The organism is Shewanella sp. 4t3-1-2LB (assembly GCF_017368415.1).
GTDB lineage: Bacteria > Pseudomonadota > Gammaproteobacteria > Enterobacterales > Shewanellaceae > Shewanella > Shewanella fodinae.
Genome location: NZ_JAFNJD010000188.1, coordinates 1 through 255, shown reverse-complemented (window position 1 = coordinate 255; position 255 = coordinate 1). Strand labels below are relative to the sequence as shown.

Here is a 255-nt window from a genome sequence, read left to right as displayed (position 1 = left end):
ACCTTTAAGCCCGTCGAGTCGATAGCCAAGTGCTCAATGGTGCCGCGAGTCTTGGTTTTAAAAGCAATATTGACCGTTTTTGCACGTTTGCTGATGCAAGTATAATGTGGGCAAGTAAGTGGTACCTGGGCGAGTTGAAATACCGAATTAATAAAGCCTTGCAACGCTCGCAGTGGCATAGCGAAAACACGTTTAACCATCAGCGCTGTGGTAATGGCTAAGTCGCTAAATACGCGAGGGCGACCTTTTCCAAGT

At 47.1% G+C, this 255-nt stretch carries 1 protein-coding gene; it reads right to left on the bottom strand.

Annotated features, from left to right (window positions below; genetic code table 11):
- On the bottom strand, window positions 1-255 hold a 255-nt coding region (locus J3L11_RS19750; protein WP_207572025.1), incomplete at both ends, for a transposase.